Raw genomic sequence first — 25,435 nt, 5'->3', positions numbered from 1 at the left:
TCAAAATGAGCTGTGTCACTTTTAAAAAAGCACCTGATCGATTCTTCAATGATCAGGTGCTTTCATATTTATCCCTTTCTTTGCTTCTTTCTTGAGGCAACAGCTAAGCCTCCGCCTGCCATAAGCAGCAGAATACCGATCATTACTGTCAGCGTGCTGTCCGCATCTCCGGTTTTCGGAAGGGGATTTTCTGTTTTCGAATCACCCGATGTACCATTGGTTTTCGAATGATGTCCATCTTCCTTCACATTTCCACCCGGTGCAGGTTTGTCATGTTTGTCAGGCGTTGGCGTTTTTACTTTCTGATTAGAAACCACGATCTCGACAGCTTTTGGCTGTCCTTTTTCTATTGTGAATTCAATCGGTGTTTCATCCAGTTTGTAACCTTCTGGTGCCTTTGTTTCAATCAATTGATAGCTTCCCGGCGCAAGGTCTTTTACTGTAAACTGCCCCTGTTTATCCGTTTTCCAGAGTTCAGAAAGCTCTTTTCCATAGCCGTCAGTTTTTACAGGCTTGCCGCTTGCGTCCAATAACTTGAATTCAGCGCCCGCCAAAACTGTATTTTTATCGTCTTGATCCACTTTCGTCACATTCACGTCACCTGGTGCCAATATGTTCTCCACGGTGATGTCGATTGGTTTCGTTTCTGTATTTGTAATCTTGAACGATATAGGTGTTTGATCCAAATGATAATCCTTAGGCGCTTTTGTTTCGACAAACTGATATTCGCCAGCTTTAAGGCCGTGCACGGTAATTTGACCTTTTTCATCCGTCGTCAAGCCGGATTTCAGCACTTTTCCGTTGGCGTCTGTCAGATTGAACTCCGCGCCTTGCAGAACTTTATTATTATCATGCTGATCCACTTTGGTGAGAACAACAAGGTTCTTGATATTAACCGCTGTCACTTTCACTTGTTCAGGTTTGCCGCTATATTCAGCTTTAATGGTGAATGACACTGGTTTTTCGGATAAAAGATATCCATCTGGCGCCTCTTTTTCAATAAATTGATAGCTTCCCGGTGCTAACCCGTCAACTTCAATTTTGCCGCCTTCTTTTGAAACTAGATCGTCTCTCACTGTTTCCCCATTGCTGTCAGTGATTTTGAATACTGCGCCGGCTAAGCCTTTTCCATCTTGATCTTCCTTCGTCAGCTGAACCGAGCCTTTATCGTTTACGGCGATCCCGGCTTCTGCAGATTCTGGCTTCCCTGCTGCTGATTCAGAAATGGTAAACTCTTTTTTCTCCTTGTTTAACACATAGCCGGCTGGCGCTTTTGTTTCAACAAAGGCGTAACGGCCCGGCGCAAGGCCTGAAGCTGTGATGTTCCCGTCTTTATCGGAAGTCAGCTCTTCTTGAACCGTATTTCCTTCTTGGTCAATGATTTTAAAGACGGCCCCTTCAAGTTTTTGGCCCTCAGCATTTTCCTTCGTCAGCTGAGCAGAGCCTTTATGGTTAATCGCGATCCCGGCTTTTGCTGGTTCAGGCTTTCCTGCTGCTGATTCAGAAATCGTGAACTCTATTTTTTCCGTGTTTAACACATAGCCGGCTGGCGCTTTTGTTTCGACAAAAGCATAGCGGCCCGGCGCAAGGCCTGAAGCTGTGACTCTACCGTTTTTATCCGATGCCAGCTCTTCTTGAACCGTTTTCCCTTCCTTATCGATAATCTTAAAGACGGCTCCTTCAAGTTTCTGGCCGTCGCCATCTTCCTTCGTTAACTCAACTGCACCTTTATCGTTCACGGCAATCCCGGCATCTGCGGATTCTGGCTTTCCTGCTGCTGATTCTGAGATCGTAAATTCTTTTTTCTCCGTGTTCAGCACATAGCCGGATGGCGCTTTCGTTTCAACAAAAGCATAACGTCCCGGTGCAAGGCCCGAAGCCTCGATTTTTCCGTCTTTATCCGAGGCCAGACCCTCTTGAACGGCATTTCCATCCTGATCGACAATGTTGAATACTGCGCCTTCAAGTTTCTCGCCCTCAGCATTTTCCTTCGTCAGAGAGACTTTTCCTTGGTAGTTGGTCATTGCTCCCAAATTAACGTCGGACAATTGATTCTGTTCATTTTTTGCGATGGAGAAGTGAATCGCTTTTGTATTCACGATAAATCCTGCCGGAGCTTTCGTTTCTGTCAGGCGATAGTAGCCCGCCGGCAAACCGTTCATTTCCACTTTTCCGTTTTTATCAGATTTTATATCAGTTCGTATGAGAGTATAGGTGCCGTCATTTGACTTTTTCTCCAGCTTGAAAACAGCACCCGCCAAAGGCTTATGTTGTTCATCTTGTTTGATAAGCGTCACCTTGTTCTGTTGATTTACGACTTTGTACAGCGCTCCTGTCTTAGAGGAATTGCTGTCTATCTTTACAGGGACCCCTTTTACATAAGCATCGCTGATCGTATATCCGTCAGGCGCTTTTACTTCTTTTAATACGTAGGAACCGTAGCGGATATTTCCGAATGTAAGTTTCCCGCCAGCATCTGTCGTGCCCTTGCGCAGGAGCTGCTTGGCGTCCTCAGACCATAATTGAAAGTCTGCTCCTTCTAGAGCTTTATCGTCCTCACCTGTTTTAAAGATCGTCAGGCTTCCTTTTTCTCCAGATCCGGAACCGTCGCCGCTTGAAATGGCAACAAAGATCGAGCTGCTGTTTTCCTGAGTCTGTTCTTTCACATTTGTTCCTGAAATGGACACCTTATTTTTAACGTGGCCGTTCGTTCCGGCTATGTTAATCAGAGAACGGTATTTGATCAAATAGGCACGGTCAATTTGCTTATAGCTGCCTATGAATGTCAGGACAAACGATTGTTCACCTGTTGTATTGTTGGTTTTGATGTCTAACGTGTAATCTTTGTCTTTTTGAAGCTCGACATCGCCCGCGGTCAGATTTCCGCTGCTGTCTTTGACCACACCGTTTTCATCATATTTTGCTTGATATACTTTAAAAGAATCTGCATCTAGTATTTGATTTTCATCCGGCGTGTCAGTAACTTTTACGTCATCCAGCGTTGATTGGCTGGAGTTGACATTAATGTTCCAATCGATGTAGCTTCCATTTTGTTTGCCGCCTTTGAAAACCAGATTTCCTCCGTTCGTAACTGAAACAGAGCCCGTCAACGTGCGGTCTGCATAACCGTCATTATAGTATGTTGCCTTGTTTGTGTACTGGTTCTGATCAATGACCTGCCCCTTGAGTGATGTCTTAAACTCAATCAGATATGGTACAGAATCGCCTGTTTTAAGGTGTACCGTCAGAGTGCGTTCATTATTCGCAGAAGGTTCTTCGACATCATACTTGGAAGGATCAAGTGCGTCTCCTTCTGTGATGGAGCCGTTTTTATTGATCGTATAGCTCTTAACCACAACGGAACCCGGCATAAATTGCTGAGGATCTGTTATGACATCTTTGATATAAGGGTTTTTCGTCGGCTCGCCATTATAATTGACGCCGATTTTCCACGTGATTTCCTTTGAAACCGCGTTGTATGAACCGTTTTTGAAACCATTGTTTGTAGTCTGATGATTCGGCGTAAAACCGCTTGATACCTTATTCGTGCGCTCGTTGCCGTTTTGATCAGTCCATGTTGACTGAGCTGTATTCTTGACGCTTTCGTTAGAATAATCAGCATTGAATGTTGTTGTGTAAGTAATCTTAAATTGACTGTCGGTTTTTGCGTAATCCCCGATCAATGCCAAAGTAAAGCCTTTATGGCCGGGTTTTTTTGTCAACGTGTAATCTTTGTCTTTCTGCAATGTTTTGTTGTTCGTTATGTCTTGAATTTTGAACGAGTCATCAATCAGAACCAATCCGCCGCTTTCGAATTGGTCATCCAGCGTCCAATTGTTCATCTCATATTTGTTTTTATTAACTGTAATCGTCCAATCAGCCGTCTTCTTCTCATAATCAACATTTGAATACCCTTTGATGAGGTTCTGTTGAATGGCTATTCCAGAAGCTTCTTTTGAATCACCTGTTCCGGTCACCACGCTGTTGGTGTATGTTGTTGATTTATCAATGATCACTCCGCTGTTGACCTTTGTTTGATATGTGATTTTGTAAGCGCTGGTAATGGTTTTATTAAATTTGACTTCAAATCCGCTTCCATTATCGATCAGCGTATAGTCCTCGCCTTCCTTTAAAGGCGTTCCGGCTTGCTCGCTGCCGTTCTGTCCAAAGGTAATAGGGGTAACCTTCAAAGAATCTTTCACAAGGTGCAAATCGCCAGTTCCAAAAGAATCTTTAATGCTGGCCTTGGATTGATCGATCTGTTTCTCACCGTAGTTGTATGAAAGAGCCCAGCTGAATGTTTGAGATTCTCCATCATAGCCGGTCGATGATTTCGCAATCATTTTTCCATATTTGGCTGCAACAGTGGCTTCGGCAGAAATGGGTTCCAGGTTGTCTCCGCTGAATGCTGCCTTGTTCGTCAGCGTTAGATTTCCGCTTTCACTCGGCTTCGCACTATTGTCAATGTCAGTTTCGTATACAAGGCGGTAGGCTGAATCAATTGTCCCATCAAATGAGACGTTTCCTTTTGAATCAACGCTGTAGCCGGAAGAAACTTCATTTCCTTTGCTGACAGAACCATCAATGTTCACATTGAGTTCATACACTTTAACTGAACGGTAAGTTAAGCCCTCTGGAAGGCTTTCCGTGAGTTTGGCATTTTTGACTTGATCCAATTTTTTATTGACATCGACCGTCCATGTTACTTTACCGGGGTTGATGCCTTTATCCAGAACACCTGATTTATCAATGGTTTTACTCACATTTGGCTTAAAATAAACCGTTGTTTCAGGCGTATCGGAATTTACAGGGAATGGAATCTTTTGTGTTGTCGATCCCGTTATTTTTTTCTCGTTGAACTGCGTATTGATAACCAATGTGCCTTTGACATTAGAACTTTCTTTTACCTCGCCGTTAAATGTCATCACCACATGTCCGTTCGTATCAATAGAAAATGTCCCGTAGGTGGTATCTCCGGCGCCTAACGGCAGGTTCAAAATGTCATTATGCATAATAAATTCTTTAGGCAAATCAAATTCATATTTATCGCCGGCATTGATTGTTTTTCCTAAATCATCAGGAATAGCCCAATCAATTGAAATTTTCACCGGAGAATTCGTATCGGCGCGATTGCCCTTGTCATATGGCTTTCCGTTTTCGTCCGTCAATGTCACGTCGGTTAGAATATGTTGCGTGATTTGTTTTTCTTCAGTTTCCAGACTTCTGAAAGCTGATTGACTTGAGGATGACACTTTTTTTGAATCATCGCTCTTAGGAGAATCACTGCTCTTAGAGTCTGCCGATGGTTTTGGTTCCTCTTCTTTTTGATCCTTGCTGACTGAAGGTGCAGATTTGTCATCTGTCCCTTTCTGATCACCCGCAGTATCAGAAGAGTCGTTTTTTGGCTCTTCCGCCTCGGCATCTGGTATCTCATCTTTCTTGACAGGGATGATCACCTGTTGGGTGTTGCCTCCCCCTAGCTGAAAAAGGGCTGCTACTGTATGTTCATCGTCTTTTACATCTGCAGTAAACATAGCTGACAGTGTAATAGTCCCCTTGGCATCAGGAGAATCCGCGGACGTGCTATTTAATTTCACCGTCAGAGTGCTGCTGCCCGCTGGCACTTGATAGCTGCCGATGACCTGATCAGCAGATTTGATCTCACCTTCTGCACCTTTATCAAATGTAAAGCTTTTAGGTATCTCCACATTGATGTCCTGTTCGCTTACTGCTTCTTTATCATGTTTTAATGACCATTCATATGTCAGTGTCACTTCATCCCCCGGCTTTAATGCCGGTTCGTTTCCTTTTGACCCGTCAACAACCTGCTGATTGCTGTCTTTGACTGTCACTGAATCGAAAAATTGTCTGTCGCTTGCTGATACGCCCACAGCCTCTGCTGTAAGAGTATAGCTGGCAATCTGGCTGAAGAAGAAAAAGATGGCCAGGCTTATGATCATGAATATCCGCCCGCTTTTCTTCAGCCCTAAGGGAAAACTCCTCGCTCTCAACTTTCCATTCCTCCCTTTCATATCTATTTTTCACTTGCCGATTGATCCGCGAGACCATAGAATCATGTCTCATCCCCCCATTGTTAATGCCGAATGAGTTTAAAAACGAAGCCGAACCAAACTACATTGTATGAAATGGAACTATACAAATTCTGTACAACTAAAAACTGAATGAATTGGAGATTTAAAGTTTCAATGGAGACGTATGGCGAGGGTTTTCCATGAAGATGACATGTACAAAAAGAAAACCAGTGTGCTTCGATAGGGCAATCGACACACACTGGATGGATATGGATTTTTGCTATATTTATACTTTAATTAATTTGATCCTTCATTTGTTTGTAGCGCTGATATTCTTTTATCGCCTCTTCTACCTTCCCGCTTTTGTTAAATAGCTGCAGCTTATATTGCATAATTTTATGATCAAAAGGCTCCATTTTCTCGGCCTGCAGGCAAATGTCCATCGCTTGATGATCTTTCATTTCACGAATGAGAAAATCGATCAGTTCATAAGCCTTTCCTAGCCAAAGCTGGACTAGACGCGTCTTTTCCGGTTCTGCCCACAAATAGCCATGCTCCATCAGATAATGATTTTGATAGGACATGAAAATATCCATGTGCAGATGTAATGTAGCTGTATTGAGCGGGGGCGCCTCTTTTAGTGACTGTTCCCATTCCACAACATCGATTTTTGCGCCTGAAAGTCGAAGAATATATCCTGTGTCGGTCTTCTCGATTGTTTGGCTGAAAGGGATCTGGCTGAGCAATTTCCTTATCTGATAAATGGTAGAGTAGAGTTGGGTGCTTGCTTTTGAGACATCATAATTAGGCCAAAAAAGATCGATTAGCGTGTCTTTACTGACAACACGCCCTTGATTATGAAGTAAAAAGGTGTATATTTCGCGTGCTTTGGACGTTCTCCACTTGACGGGAATGTTTGTTTTGACTTCCTTTAAGATCTGATGAAACTGCAGGTTCCCAAAACATTGGATCAAATAATGCGCCTCGGTATTTTCCATAGATGCTCTAAGCTTGTTATTCGTTCTGATTCGCTCAACAGTTGTCTCAAGCCGCTTGTAAATAACAGGCTTCAACAAATAATCAATAGCATTCAGCTCAAACGCTTTGATAGCGAATTCATTATAGGCCGTGATGAAAACGACTTGGATGTTTTCATTCATCGATTGAATCGCTTCAGCAAGCTCAATGCCGTTTACCCCCGGCATTTCAATATCAAGAAACACTGCATCTACAGCAGCAACCTCAGGATGCTCCAGTACTTCAATCGGATCTTGATACGCCATAATAGATTGAAAGGCGTTTGTCCGTTCAAGCATATTTTTAAAGTGAAGCAATGCCAGGTGCTCATCATCAACAATTAACGCTTTCACAAAACATCACACCCTGTATGTAAAATCGAGATATCAGTAAATAACTTCTATTATATCATGCCAAATTGCCCCTTTATCTGGATTCTTTTTCTTTCTATTGTAGTTTTTGAAAGTTTGCATTTAAAATATTTATAAAAAATGGGAATTAAGAATGATCCTATTGGGATAAAGGAGCACTGATATGAAAGAAAAATTCATTTTTATTTCGATTATTTTTGGTTATGCCGCTTTCTTTATGATTTTTATAGGCATTGACCATTTTTCGGGATCAACACTTCCTGCGGCAAGGCATGGAGTCATGAATCTGGAAAACTGGGATTTTCAGAAGGATGGAAATGTACAGCTGAATGGAAAGTGGACATTATATCCCAATCAGCTGCTGTCACCAAAAGAGATTTCTTCAGCAAAAGGAAAAGATCCCGTCTTCGTTGATGTTCCCAGCAATGTGAAGGTGACCAAACAGGGCATCAATGTGGATTACGGAACGTACAAGCTAATTATCAGATCAAATCAAGATAATCAGCTTTTTGGGATCAGCACATCGTTTATTTACAGTGCAAATCGCATCTATTTCAATGGACAATCCATTGGACAGAGCGGCAGCCCTTCAAATAAACCTGATTTCACGGCGCAAAACAGACCGTATACGAGCTTTTTTACGCTTCACAAGGGTGACAATGAACTTGTGGTACAATTTTCAAACTTCGGAAAAACGCCGGGGTGGGGAATCGCAAAGCCGATTACCTTTGGAACGCAGGACCAAATATTGCGGGAGAACAAAATTTCCTTTCTGAATGATTCGGTCATGATTACAGCATTTTTCGTTACCGGATTATATTTTCTGGGCTTTTTCCTGCAAAGAAAAAAGGATAAACATTTGTTGTTTTTTTCTGTTATGTGTCTTCTGTTTTCATTCATTATTCTGATGATCGGAAAAGAGCGGATTATATTTCTCCTCTATCCGTCAATTTCATTTTCATTGCTAAATTCAATGAGGGCAATCTCAACCGTGTTTGTCAGTATAGCGGTTTTTCTCTATCTCTATTTTGCTTACCGGCAGATTGTATCAAAACGTTTTATTCTCATAGCCACTGTTTCTTCCGGGCTGGTCTTGATCACAGATTTTTTAACAGTGGGTTTTATCGGCCATGGCTCATACATATTACATTCTGTGCTAGCCGTTTCGACCCTGGTTTATATCACATATATTTTTACAATTGCAGCGATTCGCAAAATGGAAGGAAGCCTGTATCTGACAATCGCTTCTATTTCAATGAGTGCTTTTGTCATTTTAACGACCATCTCCGCTTACAGCGGAAAAACAGCCTTTTCATTTAATTCGATTTATTCATTGCCAACCGTCATTGCGTTGCTGGCGATTGTTCTTCTGATGGCACAGCAATTTGCCGGCGCTTTCCGCGAAAATGAAGTGCTGTCGTGGAAATTACTCAGGATTGACCGGCTAAAGGATGAGTTTATTGCCAAAACATCACATGAATTCAAAACGCCGCTGAACAGCATTATTAATATATGCCAAACGCTGCTGGCCGGCAAAGGAAAAAGAACCATAGAAGAAGAGAAAGAAAACATGCAGCTTGTCATCCGCATGGGCTACAGGCTGTCCAATCTGGTGAATGACATTCTGGATTTAGAAAACATAAAGCAAGGCATGCTTCAGATTCACCCGGTTCCTGTTGATATTTATACTTTAATCTGTTCGGAAATGAATTTCTACAATCTCTTGTCCAGACATAAAAACTTGAACATTATAAATCATATTCCAGCCAGCCTTCCTTTGGTACTCACAGATGAAAACCGCTTTCGGCAAATTGTAACCAATCTAGTAGACAATGCAATCAAGTATACAGCGGAGGGCCAAATCACACTTTCTGCTTCAAGACTGAACGATAACATGATCAAGGTGACAGTAACGGATACCGGAAGCGGCATTTCAGAAGACGATTGCCAAACCATATTTGACTCTTTTCAGCAAGCCGAAACAAATAAAGACGACGGAGCCGGTCTTGGCCTAAGCATCGTCAAACAGCTGGTTCAGCTACAAAACGGAGACATTTGGGTCGAATCGGAAGAGGGAAAAGGTTCGTCATTCCATTTCACATTGCCGATTGCTCAAAATGAACCTGTACCTGAAACAAAGAAGGGTCTTCCTGATTTACAATCCGGGATAGATATGTCAGATATCTCTATGAGCACGCCTTATTATTCTGAGAAAATTGACGCTCCAACAATTTTGATTGTCGATGATAACATCGACAGTTTAAAAATCTTAATCGATATGCTGGAAGGCGTTCCCTACAATGTGATTGCTGCGAAAAACGGAATGGAGGCATTAGAAGTTGTCTCTTGCACCAAGCTTGATTTGGTTATTCTGGACTTGATGATGCCGGATATGACTGGTTTCGAAGTCTGTATGAGAATTCGCGAACGATTCAGCATGGTTGATCTCCCGGTTCTGATGATTACAGCAGCCATTATCGGCCATGACAAATACAAGGCTTTTCATGCCGGAGCGAATGACATTTTGCAAAAGCCTTTTCATTACTCTGAATTTATGGCGCGTATCAAAAACCTGATTATGATGAAACATACAGCAAATCAAGCCACAAGAATGGAAATGGCATTTCTCCAATCGCAAATCAAGCCTCATTTTCTTTACAATGTATTAAACACGATCATTTCTCTCAGTCATTTGGATATTGAAAAAGCGCGGGAGGTAACAGAGGAATTTACCAACTATTTAAGAATGAGTTTTGACTTCCAAAATACATCAGCCATCAGTTCATTCAAACATGAGCTTTCTATTATCAGTTCCTATCTTTCCATAGAAAAGACGCGCTTCGGCGATCGGCTTGAGGTTTTTTTCGATATAGACAATGACATTGACTTTATCCTTCCGCCTTTAATGATTCAGCCCTTGGTGGAAAATGCCGTTCTTCACGGCGTCAGCAAGAAAAGAGGCGGAGGATGGATCAAGCTGACAGCTAAAAAACAAAACAGGAACGAGTATTACATCAAAGTAGAAGATAACGGTGTCGGCATGGCTCCGGAAAAACGAAAAGATCTCTTATCTTCGGGTTTCGACCGCAGCGTCGGTTTAAAAAATATCAACCAGCGGCTGAAACATTTTTGCGGAAGCGAGTTGAAAATCAGCAGCACTCCGGAAGCCGGCACCTCTGTTTCCATGCTTATTCATCTTGCTGAAACAACGGAAAACCCCGCAGCATTAAGTGAAAGGAATTGAAAATAAAAAAGACCGCCGTTTCAGAACGGCAGTCTTTTTTATTCCGGCGACCTTGTTTGCTGCTTCAGCAGATCTCTGATTTCCTTCAGCAGCTCCTCTTGCGCATCCGGCGCTTCCTCCGCCGCCTCTTCCTCTGCTTCTTTTTTGCGTCTCAACCCATTCATAGTCCGAATAACAATAAAAATGGAGAACGATATAATTAAGAAGTTTACAATCGTCTGTATAAAGCTGCCGTACTTCACTACAGCTTCGCCAAACGTAAACGACAAGCCTGAAAAATCAAGCCCGCCCAGCAGCAAGCCCACCAAAGGCATGATGATATCATTGACTAGAGATGTGACAATCTTGCCGAACGCGCCGCCTATTACAACACCGATTGCGAGGTCAACAATGTTCCCGCGCATGGCAAAGGCCTTAAATTCTTTCCACATACAATCACCTGCTTTTTTCATGTTTTGAACGAAAAAAGACAAATGTGCCGCTGCCCATCTGCCTTATTTCAGTTATTCTCCGAGAGCAAAAGTCAGTTCGACTTCGCAAACAACTTCGCCATCAACTGTGGCAACGCCTTTTCCGCGCCCGATTGTGCCGCGCGCACGAGTGATTTCAACCTCAAGATGAAGCTGATCACCAGGCTTGACTTGTTTTTTAAACCGGCAATTGTCAATGCCCGCAAAGAACGCCAGTCTGCCGCGGTTTTCTTCTTTAATCAGCATCGCAACAGCTCCGACTTGAGCAAGCGCTTCTACAATTAATACGCCGGGCATTACCGGATACTGTGGAAAATGTCCGTTAAAGAACTCTTCATTAGCAGTTACATTTTTATAGCCTTTTGCCCGTTTGCCCTCTTCAACTTCCGTAATCCGGTCTACAAGCAAAAACGGATAACGGTGAGGAATAATTTCTTTAATTTGCTGAGTATCAAGCATTCTCTTGACATCTCCTTCATCTGCATTAGTATGTATAGCAATCATCGAAGATCAAATCTGTACATTTGAAAAGTATATTATGAATTAATCTCTTTTTCAACCGCGCTAAAATGTAACCAACTGTCAATGAGAGCCGTCAAAAGTTATGATATGATAATTATAGATTTTACCAATAGCAAAGAGGTAGGAAAATGATTTCGAAGTTTATTGAAAAAAGGATGCAAAACATGTTAGACGAGTGGTATTCCGCAATGAGCAAGCGCAAAATGAATCACGTTTGCACACTGAAAGAGAAAATTGACCAGCACCTTCCGAAGCTCAAAAAGAATACAAAACTTTGGATGCGTTATCAATTGTTTCAGGCCCGCCATCAGCTGCTTTTTGAAAACCAGAACGGACTTGATTCATTGTTCGATGATCTGTACGGTCTGGAAGACAAAATGGATGATGAATTGAAATATTATCTGTATTTTTTCTCAGGATTATACGAAATGGTAAAAACAGCTCCGAAACATGCAGTGAATCATTTTAAAAAAGCTGAACAGTACCTGGCCGCCATTCAAAATACGTTTGAAGCCGCTGATTTATATTATCAAACCGCCGGCGCCTATTACTTGATGAAATCACCGCCGCTTTCCATCCAATACGTCAAAAAAGCATTACACATCTATTTACATCAATTCGGCTATATAAAAAAGGTGATCACCTGCAAGCTTTTGCTCGCCGTTAATTATATTGATCAAGAGCGCTACGAAAAAGCTGAACAGCTTTTCAAAGACATCATTAGGAAAACCCAGCAATTACATGACGAAAACCTGCTATGCCACGCTTATTATAACCTTGGCTTTTTAAAAGCAACCGAAAAAAAAGACCAGGAAGCGCTTCTTTACTTTAAAAAGGTATTAAAGAATCAAGAATTTGAAACGAATTCTCCAGTCTCGTATCTGCATTGTGTGTACGAATCTGTCAGAGCGCTTTTTAAAACAGGAAAGGTCACAGAAGCGAAAGCCGTCCTGGAAAAAGGGAAAGAATTATCTGAAAAGGTAGACATTCAAACCATTTACTTAAAATTAAAAACGCTTGAAGCGCTCTACACATCAGTTGAAGACCCCTATGATCAGCTGCTTGAATATGTGCTTGAATTAGAAAAAATTGAAGCGTGGGTGGATTTAGAGGTGCTTTTGGAAGATATCACGGAATACTACAAAAAAAAGGACGATTTCGAAAAAGCCGCTTTTTTTATCATGCGCGGCTGATTGAAAACGCCCATTTCTTTTTATCTGACTGAATTAATTAAACCGAGCATTTGATCTCCCATTGTAATCGTTCTGCTGTTCAGCTGATATGAACGCTGGGACGTGATCAAATCTGTCATTTGTTCAGAAATATCGACATTAGACATCTCAAGCGAGCCCTGCTGCATGCCGATGTTTTGTCTATTCGCGCCATTCAGCTCTTCAAAAGCTGCCGCATTATCAATAGAGAAAAGGTTATTCCCTTCCGATTTCAGCTCTTGAGGGTTATTCACTTGGACAACCCCGAGATTAAACCGCTGGACTGCGTTTCCGTCAGATGCGGTTAAGGTGCCGTTTTTATTGATGGTGATATTCTTCATTGAGCTGTCGATGTTGACTGTATTTCCGTTTTCATCAAGCACCGGATTTCCATTACCAGTAACGAGCTGAAGCTGGTTGGCATTCGCAGCTGACGGCGTTAAGTACAGCGCTCCGTCTCTCGTATACTGCCGGTTTCCATTCACGTTCACCTGAAGATATTGGTATGGAGACGTAAACGCGATATCCAGATCGCGATCCGTCTTCTGAATGCTTCCTTGATCAGATACAAGGCGTGAATTCATCATCGCTCCGACGCCGAGGCGCAAGCCGGGCGGCGTTTTTCGGGCTTTTGCCACTTCCTCATTTTTTTCATCAACCTGATCGAATTGCTGTCTGACTAGCTCAGAAAAATTCGTATCTTTTGCCTTATAGCCGGTTGTGTTGCTGTTTGAAAGGTTGCTGCTGATTGTGTCAATCTGCTGCTGCAGCTGGTTTAAGGTTGTTGATGCCGTTAGCATTGACCTGAGCATAGTTGATGTCCCCCGTTTTTTCTTCCGTTATCTTAGATTTTTCCGATTTCATTAGCTGCTTTATCCATACTTTTATCGTAAGCTTGAATAACCTTCTGATTGGCCTCAAACGATCTGTACGCTTCAGTCATTTCTGTATAGGCGCTTGTCACATCCACGTTTGAAAGCTCAGAGACGCCTTGTTTTAATGAATAGGATACCTGGTTATTATCAGCTGCGCTTGGCAGATCATTGCCGTCCGCGGTGCTGTACAAGTTATTTCCGTCCCGTTTCAGGTTGCGGACATCCTCCGCCATTCTGACATCAATCTGGCCGGCTGTCTGTCCGTTCGTTGTCACAGTACCGTTTTCAGATACAGTAAAATTTTCATTATCCACAGTGATTGGCTGGCCATCCGTTGATAAAATAGGATTTCCGTTGATCGTAAGCTGATTATTCTCATTTAGTGAAAATGTGCTGCTTTTTGAATAACGGATTCCGTCCGCTGTCTGAACCGGATAAAAAAGAGCCGCGTTTTCATTGGTTTCCGCATGAACCGGAACTTGATTTTCAACCAATGTGATATCTGTAGGCTGATCTGTGGACTTCAGGCTTCCCTGTGTGAAAAGAGGCTTAAGCTCCTGCATATACACACCGGTATTCACGGAACCGACTTCCGTCCTCGTTGTTCCGGCTGGAGATTTTGATTCTATTCTGCTGAGCAGCATCTCAGGGAACGCGCGCATGGAGCCTTGATCTGCTTTATATCCGGATGTATTTGCATTTGCAATATTATTTGAAAGCATTTCCGTTCTTCGCTGCTGGGCAATCATTGCGGATGTTGCTGTATATAATCCTTTTAACAAATTTCCCACCTCTAAAATGGCATTTTTTCCAGTTGTCATATAGGAACGTTCGTTCTATGATAAAAATCAGTATTTTATCCTATTATCGTCATATATTATCCATTCGTGAAGGCTTTTTCATAAAAAAACCCCATTCTTTTTCAGAATGAGGTTTGTGAAATCAGCTTAGTTTGCGTTTAGGAAGCTTGTCCATATTATCAAGCATGACACCTGTGCCGATGGCTACGCAATCCATAGGATTTTCAGCGACGAGGACCGGTACCTTCAGCTCTTCAGCAAGCAGCTGGTCAAGGCCGTTTAAGAGTGCGCCTCCGCCAGTAATAATAACGCCGCGGTCAATAATATCAGCGGAAAGTTCAGGCGGTGTTCTTTCAAGCACTTGTTTCGCAGCCTGCACAATAACAGCGACAGATTCACGAAGGGCTTCTTCAACTTCTTTACTGTTTACTGTAATTGTTCTCGGAAGACCGGAAACCATGTCCCGTCCACGAATGGAAATTTCTTCGTGACGTGCGTCTGGGAAAACCGTTGCGACTTTAATCTTAATATCTTCCGCAGTACGTTCGCCGATCAGCAGCTTGTACTCGCGTTTGATGTAATTTAAGATTTCCATGTCAAACTTGTCCCCAGCCATTTTAATAGAAGAGGAGGTGACAATATCGCCCATTGAAATAACCGCGATATCCGTCGTCCCGCCTCCGATGTCTACAACCATGTTACCGCTTGGCTGGAATATTTCCATACCCGCGCCGATAGCGGCAACTTTAGGTTCTTCTTCAAGGTATACATGTTTACCGCCGCTTTTTTCTGCAGCTTCTTTGATTGCTTTTTGCTCAACGGATGTAATATTCGTCGGGCAGCAAATGAGCATGCGCGGTTTTGAGAACAGGCCTTTTACATTCAGCTTGTTAATAAAATGCTTCAGCATTGCTTCTGTTACTTCAAAATCAGCAATAACTCCGTCTTTCAGCGGGCGAATCGCAACAATATTCCCAGGTGTACGTCCAACCATTCGTCTTGCCTCTTCGCCAACCGCCAGCACTTTGCCGCTGTTTTTATCAAGTGCTACTACGGAAGGTTCATTCAGAACAATTCCTTTACCTTTAACATGGATCAGTACATTTGCAGTACCGAGGTCAATACCAATATCCCTTGCAAACATCTATTTATATCCTCCTTGAAAATCTGTTTCACAGTAAATATCCACATTGTGCCCTAATTATATATATTATCATAAAATATAGAAAAAAAGTTGGAAGCGCATTAAGTTCTTTACAATTTTTTGCGGATGTTTTATGAACGATTTCAAGAAGACAATGCCAGCTGATGATAGCAGGTGATTATGATTGCTGAACAGGCTCTCCTTCGAGAATTTCATCTTTTTTATATTTGAGTTTTGTCGCTTCTCCTCCTCTTAAATGCCTGATAGATTTATGATAATCGAGTATTTCTTTCACTTCGTTTGCCAAGTCAGGGTTAATTTCAGGCAGACGCTCTGTTAAATCCTTGTGTACTGTACTTTTGGAAACACCAAATTCCTTCGCAATGACACGAACGGTTTTCTTTGTCTCCACGATGTACTTCCCTATCTTGATTGTTCGCTCTTTGATGTAATCGTGCACACCACTCGACCTCCCTAAAATGGATGTGAGAAGTGTGAAATGAGATCCGTATTCTGTAAAGAGTCATTCATTATGCCGCTTCTTCGTTGTATGGTTTTAAAAGTAAGTTTGTGAAATGTGCCCACGATCCCTCACCTCAAACACTCTCTTTGTTAGGTTTGTAACAGTGTATTAGCATTCTTTTGGGAATATGCTAAAAACTCAATAAGGACAAGGGGTGAAACGAACTTTTTCAGCTTCGGCAAACTATTTCGCGTCACTAAATTTTTATCTTTACATCCATTCAGCGCTCCTGTAAAATAAAAAAAGCAATTAGTTACTTAGGTAAGTTTTTTAGAAGGAGACCGAAATGACCTACGTCAACAGACACCTCATTCATCAAATCAACCAAAGCGCCCGCCTGATTGCCAAGAAAGCCAATGAACAGCTGGAGCCATTCGGCCTTTATTCATCTCAATGGTCAGTTTTATATTGTTTGCGTACGATCGGACCAATGACTCAAAAAGAGATTTGGTCCTATTTAAATGTGGAAGCGCCGACTGTAACACGGACGATCAAACGCCTGGAGGAAAACGGCTGGGTTCAGAGACGGCAAGGTGAAGACAAACGGGAAAAACTTGTTGTCCTCACAAAAGAAGCCGAGAAAAAATACGAAGAAATCAATGTGAAAATGCTGAAATTCGAGGAAGAACTGCTTGCAGATTTCCGGGATGAAGATAAGGAAGCTTTTTCTCATTTATTTCGCATGTTTTTACAACAATGAAAATAAGGAAGTGACATACATTTGAAAAAAGCGGATGCGATATGGACCAAGGATTTTATTATGGTCCTGCTTGTCAATTTATTTGTGTTTGTGTTCTTTTATACATTTTTAACTGTACTGCCGATCTATACGCTTCAAGAGCTTGGCGGCACAGAATCACAAGGCGGGCTTTTAATCAGCCTGTTCCTTCTGTCAGCAATCATTACACGGCCTTTCTCCGGAGCCATCGTTGAGCGTTTCGGCAAGAAAAGAATGGCGATTGTATCAATGGCTTTATTCGCCCTTTCATCTTTTCTGTATATGCCGATTCATAATTTATACTTATTGCTCGGCTTGCGGTTCTTCCAAGGGATTTGGTTCAGCATTTTAACGACTGTAACAGGTGCAATTGCAGCGGACATTATTCCAGCCAAACGCCGCGGTGAAGGGCTTGGATACTTTGCCATGTCTATGAACCTCGCCATGGCAATCGGGCCTTTCCTTGGACTGAATTTGATGAAGGTCGTAAGCTTCTCTGTATTCTTTACAGCCTTTGCGCTGTTTATGGTTGCAGGCTTACTTGTTTCGTTCTTGATAAAGGTGCCTCAAAACCAAGACAGCGGCACAACTGTATTTCGTTTTTCGTTCTCGGATATGTTTGAAAAAGGCGCACTTAAGATTGCGACGGTCGGTTTATTTATTTCTTTCTGTTATTCAACTGTCACAGCGTATTTGTCTGTATTCGCCAAATCAGTTGATCTTTCGAATATTAGCGGATATTTCTTTGTTTGCTTTGCGGTGACAATGATGATTGCACGCCCATTCACAGGAAAATTGTTCGACAAAGTCGGACCGGGCATTGTCATTTACCCATCAATCTTGATTTTCTCAGTGGGGCTCTGCATGCTGTCCTTCACACATAGCGGCTTGATGCTTCTGCTTTCAGGAGCGGTTATCGGTCTCGGATACGGATCAATCGTTCCTTGCATGCAAACATTGGCGATCCAGAAATCTCCGGCTCACCGCTCAGGTTTTGCGACGGCAACGTTCTTTACCTTCTTTGACAGCGGAATTGCTGTAGGGTCGTATGTATTCGGATTGTTTGTAGCATCTGCCGGCTTCTCTGCCATTTATTTATCAGCGGGGCTGTTCGTTCTGATTGCTCTGCTTCTCTATGCGTGGAGCCAGAAAAAACCTGCTGAGGCTGAAGGAAAAGTGTCTATTGCAGAATAAATTTTAGACTGTCGGGATTTGCCGGCAGTCTTTTTTTCATTTAAAAAACGGCGCTCTCTTAGAGAACGCCGCTTATGGCAATTATTCAATGACAGGCCGCGCAGGTGAATCAGGATCTAACGTAAAGTCATAGGAATCTTCATCACGATACATCGGATCGGCATAAATGGATTGCTGATCGTTATTTGTTGCTTTTCGATACGACGAAAATGAATCGTATTCATTCTTTTTCCACATCCATATACCGTCTTGATCCGCTTCCTTATGGTACACGTTATGGTTGACTGTATTGCCTTCATTTGCAGTAAAATCGTTTCCGATAAATAATCTGGAATCACTGGCCGTCAAAATATTCTTTTCGATTGTGTTGTTTTTCGTATCGTACTGCAACAGCAGCTGTCCGCCATACAGCCCCTTTGTGTCATTCCGGTACATAATGTTGTGTGCAATCAGAGAATTGCTGGTGCCGCCCCGCTTTTTGTCGTATCCTCCGATTGAAATACCGGTGTAGGCATTGTTGTATACTTTGTTGTCTGTTATCTGAATATCATTTGCATATTTCCCTTTGTGTTCAGACGTTGCTTCAATCCCAATATCGTTATCGTAAACTGTGTTTTTCTTAATCTCGATGCTGTGTCCGCCATCGACATAAATCCCGCCTGCTGAGTAATCATCTCCATAAGCAGGGTTTCCGTAAGTCGAGTTTTGATAAATCGTATTGTTTTCTACGACTCCATTTCGCACGTAATCATTTTTGTCCGCGGTTCCCTCATAACCGATAAGGTCAATCCCGATGTTGTTATTGTTGCGGACCACATTGCCCGCAACGGTGAAGCCGTCAATATTTCCGTTTAGCACAACCGCTTCACTTGCTCCAAGCGTCAGATTCTCAACCGTATTGTCCTTGATTTGAATGTCTTTCATGCTGCCAGTTCCATAGACTGCGATTCCGTGGGCATTTCCTTCATCTGCTGTTGTCTTTATATCCCGGACATGATTGTTCTTAATGGCAATATGACTGCTGGAGCCTGATACATAAATCCCCATAGCAGTTGCTTCCTCAGATGAAACAGTAAGATTTTGAATCGTTAAACCGCTGATGGCAATGTCATGTTTATCGTGAATATGAATGAGCGGTGTCTCATATTCTGCGTCCGCAACGGATCCTCCGCTAATCACGACTTTTTCATTTTCATAGTTTCGGAACGTGATAGGCTTTCCGTCCGTACCGCTGTGCTTTACCTCAAGGGTTTCATGATACGTGCCTTCCCGAATCATGACGGTTGTGCCGGCGGCAGCCTCCTCTGAAGCATGTGCCAGTGTACGAAACGGCTTATCTTTCGTGCCTTCATTTTGATCACTGCCCTCTGGCGAAACATAGATGCAGTTCCCTTGCTCTTCCTCATTCGCTTTTGTCTTATCAAAAACAAAGGCAAGGATGACGGACGTTAACACACCTGCCAAAAGAATAAAATACCATTTTCTCATATTCGATTCCCATTTCGTTTTAGAATAGATGTCTAAAACAATTATAAATGTTCTATTTATGGAAAACCATTTCAAAAATATGAAAATATACCGTGAGATAGATCTTATTCAGCCTGACGAACCTGCTCAGATTCAAACGTCTCAATCACCGATGAAGCCGGAGGGTGAACACGCATCAGAACAATATAGAAAAGAAATGAAATCAGCACACCGACAAACCAGGAAATATCGTATAAGCTTTTCAATGCAGGAACATACATGCCAATCAGCGAGACCAGCGCACCCAAAATCGTGGCTGCAAATGCACGGTAATTATAGCCTTTAAAATACACATAACGCCCTGTTTCGGAATACAGGTCATCTACCGAGAGCTCCCGTTTGCGAATGATAAAGTAATCAGCCATCATCACGCCTGCCACCGGACCAAGCATGCCTCCAATTAAGCCGAGAAACGCATATACGCTTGTCGCGCTCTCCATCAGCTTCCACGGAACCGTAAATAAAGCGAGCAACGCAGTGATAAAACTGCCGCGTTTGAAATTGATATATTTCGGCAGGGCATTCGCTATATCATAAGCCGGCGATACGATGTTCGCGGCGACGTTTACAGAGATCGTGGCGATGCAGAGCGTAATCACGGACAATACGATGATATAAGGGTTATCAAACCTCGCCAAAATATCGACAACATCCCAAATCGGCTCGCCGAAAGCGACCTGCGATCCGGAAGTCACGGTAATACTGGCAAACGCAAACAGCGCGAAGGTTCCCGGCAAACCGTAAAATTGCCCTTTGATTTGCTCTTTTTGCGTTTCAGCAAACCGTGTGAAATCAGGGATATTTAAGATCAATGTCGCCCAGATGCCGATGATACCGGTAACCCCGGCAGCAAACGGCCAGAATGTTTCTGAAAATGTATGGAACTTTCCTGGCTGAGAATAAATTGGCCCCAACCCTCCGGCAATATCGACGGCCCACCATACCATGCCGCCAAAGACGACATACACTAAAGGACCTGCCCACACCTCAAAACGCTTAATCGATTCCATGCCATGATGCAATACGAGTAAATGAATGGCCCAAAAGAATACAAAAGAAAGCAAACCTGACAAGTGAATGCCGAGAATGTTCCACCCGCCGCCAATTTCTCCCCAGCCCGGCCATATATTCAAAAGCAAAATGTTCAGCGCCGTGCTTCCCGCAAAGGTCTGAATGCCAAGCCACATGATCGCTGTAAACGCCCTTAGAAGCGCAGGGATATTCGCGCCATATATTCCGTAAGAAGCCCGGATGATCACAGGAAACGGCAGCCCGTATTTTGTCCCTGCATGGCCGTTTAAGGCCAGAGCACCAAACAAGATAAGCGATGCCGTAATTATGATCGCCAGCACCTGCCAAGGCGAAAGACCGATCGCAATTAACCCGCCCACCGTCGCGTAGGTCGGTATATTATGTATACATCCCATCCAAATAGAGGCAAAGTTCATTGCTTTCCATGTCCGTTTTTCCTGTCCTAAAGGCAGCAGATCTTCATTGCTCAGTTTGTTGGATTGATGCTGGCTCTCTTTTAATTTCATAGCCGGCTCCCCTTTCAATATTGTCTGTTTTACGTCACATGTTCAGTCTTCTGACATTCGATGTCACTTAATATAACTAAAAAGTCAGACAATAACATTGGCTATGATATACAATTTTCCCGTTTCTATTTGAACAGTCTAAACAAGAAAAAGAGACAGACGCAGTGTCTGTCTCTTTTTCTCATGATGCAGTTTTCATTAATGCAGCAAATCTCACAGCCATAAACAGGCTCGCTCCGCCCGCTATGATCATGATGATTCCCATCATATCAAAATGGGCTGCCGTGATTTCCTTTCCAAAAAGAAGACCAAGGATCACCGAAGACAAAATCGACCCTAAGTAACGGCAGGTTTGAAACAGCCCTGAAGTCGTCCCTACCATGTTAGAAGGACTCGTTTTGAGCATTGCTGCCTGCAGCGCGACATTTCCAAGTCCGTACCCTATACCCAAGATTGACAGTATAAAGCCTTTCCCGATGACCTGAGCATTGATAAAAAAGATGGTTAAGAGTACAGCTCCAGCCGTCATCAAAAGCGCGCCCGCAAAGATCGGCTTGACGACGCCTGATCGGTCGATCCATTTGCCCGTAATAGGTGACACAACGATGCTCATTCCTGACATAAACAGCATAAACAGACCGCTCATTTGAACAGAAAGATGCATTTCGTCTTGAAAATAACTCGGCAGCCCAAAAAATAAACAATAGAAGAAAACATTCAGTAAAATAAACTGAACATATACGGCTGACAGGTTTCGCTGCGTTTTAAACAGACGGACATCAATGAACGGTTTATCCGTTTTCAGCTCACGCCAGACAAAAGCACCGAGCAGAAGCATCCCAAGCACACCCTCAACCGCATGCGGCGACGTGCTGAACGAAAGCAGAAAGGATAGAAGCAAAATGATTCCTCCGGCAAATAAAACAATGCCAAGAATGTCGAGCTGCCGGATAATTGTTTTGATTCCTGCCCCTTTTTTCTGATCTTTCGGGAACATATACATGCCCAATAAGAAGCTGAGGATAATAAACGGCAAATTGACGATAAAGATCGCCGGCCAGCCGCCCCACACAATCAAAAAACCGCCGACTGTCGGCCCGAGCGCCGTCATGGCAGACGCAAAAATAGAGAGCACAGCCAAGGCTGATGCCTGCCGCTCATGAATATGACTTCGAATCAGCCCGACTCCCGACGGATAAATCGCACTGCTTCCTACCGATTGAAACAGCCGCATGATCAATAATGTCATAAATGTTGGCGCAAACGGTGCCCCGATGGCAGAAACCGCAACAAGAATGAGCCCAAATAAAAACAAGCGTTTCCGCCCGATCAAATCGCCGAGCTTTCCCGTTACAGGCTGAGCCACGGCACTCGCCAGGTAAAACGAGGAAATCAGCCAGGAAACCGTTGTAAACGACAGGTGAAACTCATGCTGGATGCTATGGAGCGCAAGAGAAATCATAGACGAATTCAGCGGATTCAGCATCGTTCCCGAAGCCACCGCTGTTAAAAAAACAGCACGGCTTTTTTTCGATATCATCATTTCACTTGCGCTAGAATTTCTTCCGTTGTCCGCGATTTACCGATTCTCGGAAAAATAAAGCGCAGTGTGGCTTCATGCTCTTCCTGGCTGAACGTGGACATGGCATCTGTAATAAAAATCTGCTGATAGCCAAGCTGGAATGCCTCGCGTGCTGTGCTTTCCACCCCGATGTTCGTCGCGATGCCGCACAATACAATCGTGTCAATGCCGCGGCGCCTCAGCTGTAAATCTAAATCCGTGCCGAAGAATGCACCCCACTGCCGTTTTGTTACAGTGTAATCTCCATCCTGCACACCGATTTCCGGAACAAATTCGGCCCAGTCCGCAGGCATTTCCCCTGAACCTCCCTGCGCAGGCTCATCTGTTTGCGGCTTCAGCGCATCCGCTCCGTCATGAAAGGCTACATTCACAAAGCTGATGAACCCGTTATGTTTTCGAAATTCATCTACGAGCTTTTTCGCATTTGGGACAACCTGTCCGCTTTGATCTATCGGCACAATTCCTTTTTGCAAATCAATGATAACCAATGCTGTTTTTTGAAAATCAATGTTGAGTGTATTCATCATACGTCTCCTCCTGATGCTGTTAGTGTTTCTCACATTGCTTATTTTACTCTGCCTAAGTTCTTTTAGTATGGTTGTGAAATTCTCAGAAGGAGCGCTTTTCTTATGATTTTTCTTTTATGTAATAGTAACAGGTCGTACATACGAACAGACCGGCAAGCACTGTAATCATAAGAGGTGTCATCGCTTCATCACCTGCCCGCCGTTTAACGGCTCCTGTCTGAAAATGCCCATGAATTTGCGGCGGTCCACCCAAAGCAGGATGAGACACATGACCATTAATATCGTGCTAAGATCCTGCACACCAATATTAAAACAATAGTTAATCAAGACGATGTTCACAATAATCGGCATAAAAACAACTGCCCCTAATGCAGATGTTCTCGGAATCAGTAATAAAACAGCTGCAAGGATTTCACCGAAACCTATAAACAGTTCGTAAACATGAGAATAACCGAAAAATGTCCACACAATGGTAAACCCCTTTCCAGCGGCTGCCTCAATTTCAGGCGTTACTTCGCCAAACTGGCCTATCACCACTTTCGCCAGGCCGTACACGAAAAAATTAAAGGCTAAAAACAATCGGAACGTCGCCGGAATCGATTTACTTACCGCTCTCCTCAGCCTGCCCCCTTTATTCATAACACATCTCCCCCTAGTGTATCATTTGAGTTAGTACACTTAATACAGTATAAAACATTCTAATAATTGTCAATTCTCTTTTCTGCTCATATGGACAGCTTCTTTTATAGATATAAAGTCTTATATCACAAAAAATGCCGTTTTCCATTCTTTACATCCCTCGATAACATTCCCTAAAAAACCATGTTAGGAAATCTTACATGAAAATGTTTTATCATTCTTTTTTCTCTATAATGAAGAAATATAATAATTCTGAAAGATACGGAGGAATGAGACATGCAAATGGGCGATACAGTTTTTATGTTCTTTTGCGCTTTACTCGTGTGGCTGATGACCCCGGGATTAGCGTTATTTTATGGAGGAATGGTAAAAAGCAAAAATGTGCTGAGCACTGCAATGCACAGTTTCTCTTCCATTGCCATCGTTTCCATCGTTTGGGTGCTGTTCGGATATACACTTGCCTTCGCACCAGGCAATTCAATCATTGGCGGACTGGAGTGGGCCGGTCTGAAAGGGGTTGGATTTGATCCGGGAGATTATAGCGATACCATTCCCCACTCATTGTTTATGATGTTTCAAATGACGTTCGCTGTTCTGACAACAGCAATTATTTCCGGGGCTTTCGCAGAGCGAATGCGATTCGGCGCTTTTCTTTTATTCTCGGTTTTATGGGCTTCTTTGGTTTACACGCCGGTTGCGCACTGGGTATGGGGCGGCGGCTGGATCGGCCAGCTTGGCGCGCTCGATTTCGCCGGCGGCAACGTTGTTCATATTTCCTCCGGTGTGGCAGGTCTTGTTCTCGCTATTGTGCTCGGCAAACGGAAAGACGGCACAGCGTCTTCTCCGCACAACCTCATTTATACGTTCTTAGGCGGGGCTTTGATTTGGTTCGGCTGGTTCGGTTTTAACGTCGGCAGCGCCCTGACCTTAGACGGTGTGGCCATGTACGCTTTCATCAACACAAACACTGCCGCAGCAGCTGGGATTGCCGGCTGGATCTTAGTAGAATGGATCATTAACAAAAAACCGACGATGCTCGGAGCGGTATCCGGCGCAATCGCCGGGCTTGTGGCGATTACGCCGGCTGCCGGATTTGTCACACCGTTCTCTTCCATTATTATCGGCATCATTGGCGGAGCGGTTTGTTTCTGGGGCGTATTCTCACTTAAAAAGAAATTCGGATACGATGATGCGCTCGACGCCTTTGGCCTGCACGGCATCGGCGGCACATGGGGCGGAATCGCAACAGGATTATTCGCGACAACCTCTGTTAATTCAACGGGTGCGGACGGCTTATTCTACGGAGATGCAAGCTTAATCTGGAAACAAATCGTAGCCATCGCCGCCACTTATGTTTTTGTATTTATTGTCACTTTCGTTATTATTAAAATTGTAGGCCTCTTCCTTCCCCTTCGCGCAACCGAAGAAGAAGAATCACTTGGGCTTGACTTAACGATGCACGGGGAAAAAGCATATCAAGATTCTATGTGAGGAGTGACGC

At 43.3% G+C, this 25,435-nt stretch carries 19 protein-coding genes and 1 pseudogene; 6 read left to right on the top strand and 14 right to left on the bottom strand.

The features are described 5' to 3' along the window. Window positions 1–68: 68 nt before the first annotated feature. Together LWH95_RS16825 and LWH95_RS16820 are read right to left on the bottom strand one after the other, a co-directional pair. Entirely contained in the window at window positions 69–6,011 is a 5,943-nt protein-coding gene (locus tag LWH95_RS16825; RefSeq protein ID WP_232920022.1) for a SpaA isopeptide-forming pilin-related protein, read from the bottom strand. A 314-nt stretch (window positions 6,012–6,325) separates the two neighbouring features. Beyond that, window positions 6,326–7,402: a response regulator gene (locus LWH95_RS16820; RefSeq protein ID WP_003235654.1), complete on the bottom strand. Its 1,077-nt coding sequence runs from the start codon at window positions 7,400–7,402 to the stop codon at window positions 6,326–6,328. A 181-nt stretch (window positions 7,403–7,583) separates the two neighbouring features. Here LWH95_RS16820 and LWH95_RS16815 point away from each other — a divergent pair. Then, window positions 7,584–9,521: pseudogene (locus LWH95_RS16815) on the top strand (sensor histidine kinase); the annotation flags it as partial. A 72-nt stretch (window positions 9,522–9,593) separates the two neighbouring features. Beyond that, window positions 9,594–10,664: a response regulator gene (locus LWH95_RS16810; protein WP_326924032.1), complete on the top strand. Its 1,071-nt coding sequence runs from the start codon at window positions 9,594–9,596 to the stop codon at window positions 10,662–10,664. Window positions 10,665–10,702: 38 nt separating this feature from the next. Here LWH95_RS16810 and mscL read toward each other — a convergent pair whose 3' ends face one another. Further along, window positions 10,703–11,095, bottom strand: coding sequence for a large conductance mechanosensitive channel protein MscL (mscL, locus tag LWH95_RS16805; protein ID WP_232920021.1), 393 nt, complete (start codon window positions 11,093–11,095; stop codon window positions 10,703–10,705). A gap of 72 nt (window positions 11,096–11,167) precedes the next feature. Next, window positions 11,168–11,593, bottom strand: a complete 426-nt coding sequence (gene fabZ / locus LWH95_RS16800) for a 3-hydroxyacyl-ACP dehydratase FabZ (protein WP_003235662.1) — start codon at window positions 11,591–11,593, stop codon at window positions 11,168–11,170. A 191-nt stretch (window positions 11,594–11,784) separates the two neighbouring features. Here fabZ and rapD point away from each other — a divergent pair, with 191 nt between their 5' ends. Beyond that, on the top strand, window positions 11,785–12,849 hold the full coding sequence (gene rapD / locus LWH95_RS16795) for an aspartate phosphatase RapD (RefSeq protein ID WP_003235665.1): 1,065 nt from the start codon (window positions 11,785–11,787) through the stop codon (window positions 12,847–12,849). A 20-nt stretch (window positions 12,850–12,869) separates the two neighbouring features. On the opposite strand, the gene flhP is transcribed toward rapD, so the two are convergent. The 5 genes from flhP to LWH95_RS16770 all read right to left on the bottom strand — a co-directional run bounded on the left by flhP (window position 12,870) and on the right by LWH95_RS16770 (window position 16,271). Then, window positions 12,870–13,679 (bottom strand): flagellar hook-basal body complex protein FlhP, encoded by an 810-nt coding sequence (gene flhP / locus LWH95_RS16790; protein ID WP_225514381.1) that lies wholly within the window; start codon window positions 13,677–13,679, stop codon window positions 12,870–12,872. A 32-nt stretch (window positions 13,680–13,711) separates the two neighbouring features. Next, window positions 13,712–14,524, bottom strand: a complete 813-nt coding sequence (gene flhO, locus LWH95_RS16785) for a flagellar hook-basal body complex protein FlhO (protein ID WP_084991078.1) — start codon at window positions 14,522–14,524, stop codon at window positions 13,712–13,714. Between the two features lie 160 nt (window positions 14,525–14,684). Next, window positions 14,685–15,686, bottom strand: coding sequence for a cell shape-determining protein Mbl (gene mbl / locus LWH95_RS16780; RefSeq protein WP_003227776.1), 1,002 nt, complete (start codon window positions 15,684–15,686; stop codon window positions 14,685–14,687). Between the two features lie 178 nt (window positions 15,687–15,864). Beyond that, window positions 15,865–16,146: a sporulation transcriptional regulator SpoIIID gene (gene spoIIID, locus LWH95_RS16775; RefSeq protein ID WP_003221804.1), complete on the bottom strand. Its 282-nt coding sequence runs from the start codon at window positions 16,144–16,146 to the stop codon at window positions 15,865–15,867. A gap of 14 nt (window positions 16,147–16,160) precedes the next feature. Continuing rightward, complete coding sequence (locus LWH95_RS16770) at window positions 16,161–16,271, bottom strand: protein usd (RefSeq protein ID WP_080010888.1); 111 nt, start codon at window positions 16,269–16,271, stop codon at window positions 16,161–16,163. Window positions 16,272–16,495: 224 nt separating this feature from the next. Between LWH95_RS16770 and LWH95_RS16765 the strand changes: the two genes are divergently transcribed. Continuing rightward, window positions 16,496–16,909, top strand: a complete 414-nt coding sequence (locus LWH95_RS16765; protein ID WP_003235672.1) for a MarR family winged helix-turn-helix transcriptional regulator — start codon at window positions 16,496–16,498, stop codon at window positions 16,907–16,909. A gap of 21 nt (window positions 16,910–16,930) precedes the next feature. After that, window positions 16,931–18,121: an MFS transporter gene (locus LWH95_RS16760; protein WP_060399671.1), complete on the top strand. Its 1,191-nt coding sequence runs from the start codon at window positions 16,931–16,933 to the stop codon at window positions 18,119–18,121. A gap of 81 nt (window positions 18,122–18,202) precedes the next feature. Here the strand turns inward: LWH95_RS16760 and LWH95_RS16755 are convergent, their stop codons facing one another. From LWH95_RS16755 to LWH95_RS16735, 5 genes are all read right to left on the bottom strand, one after another. After that, window positions 18,203–19,609, bottom strand: a complete 1,407-nt coding sequence (locus LWH95_RS16755; RefSeq protein ID WP_232920020.1) for a right-handed parallel beta-helix repeat-containing protein — start codon at window positions 19,607–19,609, stop codon at window positions 18,203–18,205. 104 nt (window positions 19,610–19,713) lie between these two features. After that, window positions 19,714–21,186, bottom strand: coding sequence for an allantoin permease (gene pucI, locus LWH95_RS16750; protein WP_133485692.1), 1,473 nt, complete (start codon window positions 21,184–21,186; stop codon window positions 19,714–19,716). A gap of 181 nt (window positions 21,187–21,367) precedes the next feature. Continuing rightward, window positions 21,368–22,726: an MFS transporter gene (locus LWH95_RS16745; protein WP_232920043.1), complete on the bottom strand. Its 1,359-nt coding sequence runs from the start codon at window positions 22,724–22,726 to the stop codon at window positions 21,368–21,370. Next, on the bottom strand, window positions 22,726–23,295 hold the full coding sequence (locus LWH95_RS16740) for a hydrolase (protein ID WP_232920019.1): 570 nt from the start codon (window positions 23,293–23,295) through the stop codon (window positions 22,726–22,728). The genes LWH95_RS16745 and LWH95_RS16740 overlap by 1 nt, the downstream gene beginning before the upstream one ends. Before the next feature lie 177 nt (window positions 23,296–23,472). Further along, window positions 23,473–23,934, bottom strand: a complete 462-nt coding sequence (locus tag LWH95_RS16735) for a hypothetical protein (protein ID WP_225514375.1) — start codon at window positions 23,932–23,934, stop codon at window positions 23,473–23,475. Window positions 23,935–24,210: 276 nt separating this feature from the next. On the opposite strand from LWH95_RS16735, the gene amtB reads away from it, so the two are divergent. Then, window positions 24,211–25,425, top strand: a complete 1,215-nt coding sequence (gene amtB / locus LWH95_RS16730; protein WP_232920018.1) for an ammonium transporter AmtB — start codon at window positions 24,211–24,213, stop codon at window positions 25,423–25,425. The last annotated feature ends 10 nt before the right edge of the window (window positions 25,426–25,435 follow it).

The sequence above is a fragment of the Bacillus sp. G16 genome, assembly GCF_021282335.1.
GTDB classification, from domain to species: Bacteria; Bacillota; Bacilli; order Bacillales; family Bacillaceae; genus Bacillus; species Bacillus inaquosorum.
This window is presented reverse-complemented; position numbering and strand designations above follow the sequence as displayed.